Source organism: Candidatus Aquicultor sp. (assembly GCF_054640775.1).
In genome coordinates this window covers 1-4,212 of the sequence record NZ_JBTSLF010000204.1, presented here as the reverse complement: position 1 = coordinate 4,212, position 4,212 = coordinate 1, and the positions used below count along the sequence as shown (strand labels likewise).

At 59.0% G+C, this 4,212-nt stretch carries 1 protein-coding gene; it reads right to left on the bottom strand.

Going from position 1 to position 4,212, the window contains the following annotated elements:
* A partial coding sequence (locus ACYC56_RS12735) for a proprotein convertase P-domain-containing protein (RefSeq protein ID WP_461374552.1) occupies positions 1 to 4,135 on the bottom strand: 4,135 nt, incomplete at its 3' end.
* Positions 4,136 to 4,212 lie beyond the last annotated feature (77 nt).

Here is a 4,212-nt window from a genome sequence, read left to right as displayed (position 1 = left end):
CCGGAACCACCATGCACCCCTGGACGCCGATGAGCAGCACATCCAGACCGTCGCCGTTGACATCGCCCCCGACCGTTGCCGAGATGCTCTGGGCGTCTTCCGGCTCGAACGAGAAGGTAAGGGACCAGTCGGTGATCAAGCCAACCGTTTCACCCGTATGATCGGTCGCTGCCAACTGCCAGGTTCCGTTGGGATTCTTGCCGTCAAAGTCGGACAAGAGGCCTTTCGCCTTGTATGTCGAGGTGTAGGGCGCATCGCCGTCGGTAATGATCGAAACGGGCGCCTCGTCGTCAAAAGTGGCGCCGAGGACAATGTTGCCGAGGGCGCTGAGGGCCAGCTCGGTTTGCGCGAAGAGCGTCACGGTCGTCCCGTCCGGACCGCGCAGCGCCAGCGTGTAATCGCTCAGGTCGAATGTGTACCCATTTGCCGGGTCGTCGGCCAGGGTCACGGTGACATTCAGATCGCGCAGGCCGTCAGGCAGGTTGGCCACATCGATCTCGGAGACGATCGGCGTGGTGCCGATGTCCAGACCCCAGGAGTTGATCGTACCTGCGTAATTCCCTGTGGTATCGACCACTTCGAGTTTCCACGCGCCATTGAGGTTCGCACCGGAGCGGCCGAAGAAACCACCACTTGTGTGCAGGATTACGTCAGTGCCTTCCAGTTCGTCGTCAAAGACGGCGTTGGTCAGACTGCGGCCGCTATTCGTATTGAGCAACTGCTGTTGGGTACCGTTGGGCGCGGTAAGCCAGAACTTAAGGTCGTTGGTGACCGGATGGGTCACAGCGAGGCGAACGTTGACGTCGGAAAGCGATACGGTGTCGTCCTCGCTCGTCAGCCCACTAACAGTGATCTCTGACTTGATGTATTCGTCGGTGCGTATATCCAGAGACCAACTGACAAGGCTATCGACGGTCGCATCGCTGTCGTGTTTGTAGTCGGTGACGATCAGTGTCCAGGTACCGTTGGGGTCCAGCGTGGAGTCGCTGAATGTGTCGAGACTGCCAACCGGCCGATAGGCACCTTCAAATGGAGCCGATCCACTGGTGATGGACAGGCCGGCGCCGGCATCGAACACGGTATTGAGGAGATCGGCGCCCAGACCGCCCTGCCGGTCGAACAGGGTGATTCTGGTCGTGCCGTCCGGATGGAGAAGCTCGATCTTGAGGTCGCTGATCCGTGCCTGATCCACATTGAGGCGCACGTTGACGTCGGTGATGTTGCCATAAACATGGTCAGGGTCGGACACGTTTGTATCGCCGAAACCAAGCGTGTATTGCGTTACCTGCTCCACGTCTTCAGCCACGCTGAAGATCAGGCTCCACTGCTTCAGCCAGCCCTGGTCGTTGCCGGCATAGTCGGTAATCCTGAGCTTCCAGTTGCCCAGAACGCTCGACCCGGCCAGGAGCGACAGGGACGGCACATTGGATGAGGTGTAGGAGGTATTGAGGATATTGTCAGTACCGCCGCCCGTCCGGTTGTGAAGGACGAAACTGCGACCGTCCGGCGCCACCAGCGAGACAATCAGGTCGCCGATGTAGGTATGCCGCAGATCGTCGATTCTAACGGTGACATCCTTGATTGGATAGTTGTAATCGACATCGGTGGCGGTTGTGATGGCAATGGTCGATTCCACCGTCGTGTTGTCGAGGATGTAAACCGGCTTGGACGACCCCTGGTCGGCGGTGAAGAGGTTTTCCTGGGGGACGATCTGCCAGCCGTTGGTGCCGGGGCCGTTCCACCAGAGTTGGGCGACGGCGCCGCCGCCGTTTTCATAATGCTGCATCTCGATGTAGTAATAGCTACCGAAAGCAAGCGTATAGCTCCCCGAATAATCCCAAGTCGAGCCGTGATCGGTCCAGTTATTGATCACAAGTTCATTGGAGCCGTTGTCGTCGGTATCTACGTAAAGACGGACGCCGTCATCGGTGACCGTGGCAAACTGGTATACACCTGCAACCTTCGGCGTGACATAGCCAGACCATTTTTCAGAGAAGGTATCGTAGTTGTCAGTGGTATCGGTTCCTCCATTGGAAGGCTGACTCTGCCAACGATAGCTCGATCCCCAGTCATTGTTGACCGTGGCAACAGTGCCGCTCCACACCTGCGATGAACCAACCTCGGCGGAAACCTGGAAGGTGTTGATGTAGCCGGTATCAGCGCCGGCGTCGTCACGGACATAGAGCTGCCAGGAACCGGAAGTCTGGGCAACTCCGGAAATTGTCCACGTACCGATGATGTTGTCCGTGCCACCTCCAGCGCGGTTCCAGATGTTGTTCCAAGTGCCGTCGGGTTCGATAATGTAAACGACGAGATCCCCCTGGTACGAATGCTGGATGTCAACATAGACGCTGAAGGATGTGGCCCCCGGCGCGCTCAGATAGACCGAGGAGGTCGTCACGCTATAATCGTAGATGCTGTAGTTGCTGTAGTTTGCGGCGCTGACCGTCGAGGATTGTCCGACGCCGATCCCGTCATAGAAGATGGCACTCAGACCATTGCCGGCCGCCTGCGTCGTGGAGACGACATCCCCCGTACCGATCCCGTGCATTGTCTGCGTGGCGTCGGTGATCGCTCCGGCACCGCCGACAAAGGTGTGAACCGGCGCGATGGTCACCGCCTGCTCGGAGGTGAAGGAATCCAGGTTCGGCAAACGCACCGGCACCCGGCCCGTGGCCACGCTCACCGTGTTGGTAAAGAGTTTGAGATCTACCAGGGCGTCGCCGGCGCCGATGGTCACCGTGGTCGCCTTTATGCCATCACCGGAGAAGACGTAGCCGTAACTGTTGGTGATGCCCGGCAGGCTGGAAAGGGCGACAAGGTCGTTGAAGACGCGACCGGTCTGAACATCCACATGGCCGCTCCAGTTGGCAATCATCACGGAGATGTCGCCTGCGTTGTTGAACAGCGAATCCTCAAGCTCAATAGTCCGTGTGTAGAGCGGATACAGCGAACTCAGATCGATGGTTCTGGGCATAACGCGACCGCCGAGGATAACGGTAATCACCGTGCGTCCCGCATCATGACGGATGAAGGCCAGATCGGACTTGCCGTCGGCATCGAGATCGCCCATCCGGTCCGCCGGACGGCCAAGGGAGGCCCAGTCAATGATGAAGTCCGCCGCTGTCGTCACGAGCGAAAGTCCGCTGAGGCTGACTGGGCCAAGGAAGATGTAGCTCTTTTCGGCGCCGGAAACAAGCAGGTCGTCCTGTCCGTCGCCGTCGAAATCGCCGATCGACTGGGCAACGGAGAGCTGCTCGTCAAGAGCGCTTCCCTCCAGGGCATAGGCATCATGCAGATCGAGCCCTGCCACCTGATCGTTATCTTCCAGATCGATGCCGGTATAAGCCGTCGAAGCGGCGCCGCCCATGTTCGGCTTGGCCAGATCGAAGACAAATTCCCTCGGCAGCGGCTTGTCGGGCACGGCCTCCTCGGGGGCGGCGTACCGCGCCAGCGCCTCGCCGTAATACAGGTGAACCTTCGCACCCAGCGTCTCGGCGACGGCCAGGTCGTCAAGATCGATCTCTGCTGTGCCGGAGTTGCCGTCATGATCGCGGCTGTCGTTGTTGAAATTGCCGATGCCCGCGAAGTAATGGCCGGCGATCAACGCGCCCGATTGATCCTGGTAAGACGGGTTGTCCAGTTCGAAAACCAGATCGGGAACCGCAAAGCTAGCGGCAGTCCAGGTTTGATGCCCAAGGATCACCTGTCCTACGGTATGGACAAGGATGCCGCCGTTCTGTTCGATATCGGGACTCTGTTCAAGCGCCAGCGCCCCCAGATCGCTGTAACCGTCGCCGTTGATATCGCCCAGCGGAATAAACAGACGTCCTTGAACATCCTTCAGGGTATCGTTGAATGCCGTGACGCCCGTGACAGAGGCGCCCAGAACCAGCCAGGAGGCGGCCGGGCTGGTGGCCGCCATGTCGTCCCAACCATCGCCATTGACATCGCCGACGCCTCTGACCTGTAAGAGATCGAGCTGAACGCCAGGCGACGAAAGGGTCACATCGGGGGTTGTGTCAACGCTGGCGGCGCCGTAGTAAATCGTCACATTGTCGTTTGTCCCGCTGACGAAGGCGATGTCGTCATAGGCATCATTGTTGAACCGGCCAATACCCGCGGCATCCTTCAAGCCGGCGACGGTAAACTCGACATCCCTCTGCGTAACGCTCTTAGGCGCGAGAATCTGCACGTCATCGATGTAGAGAC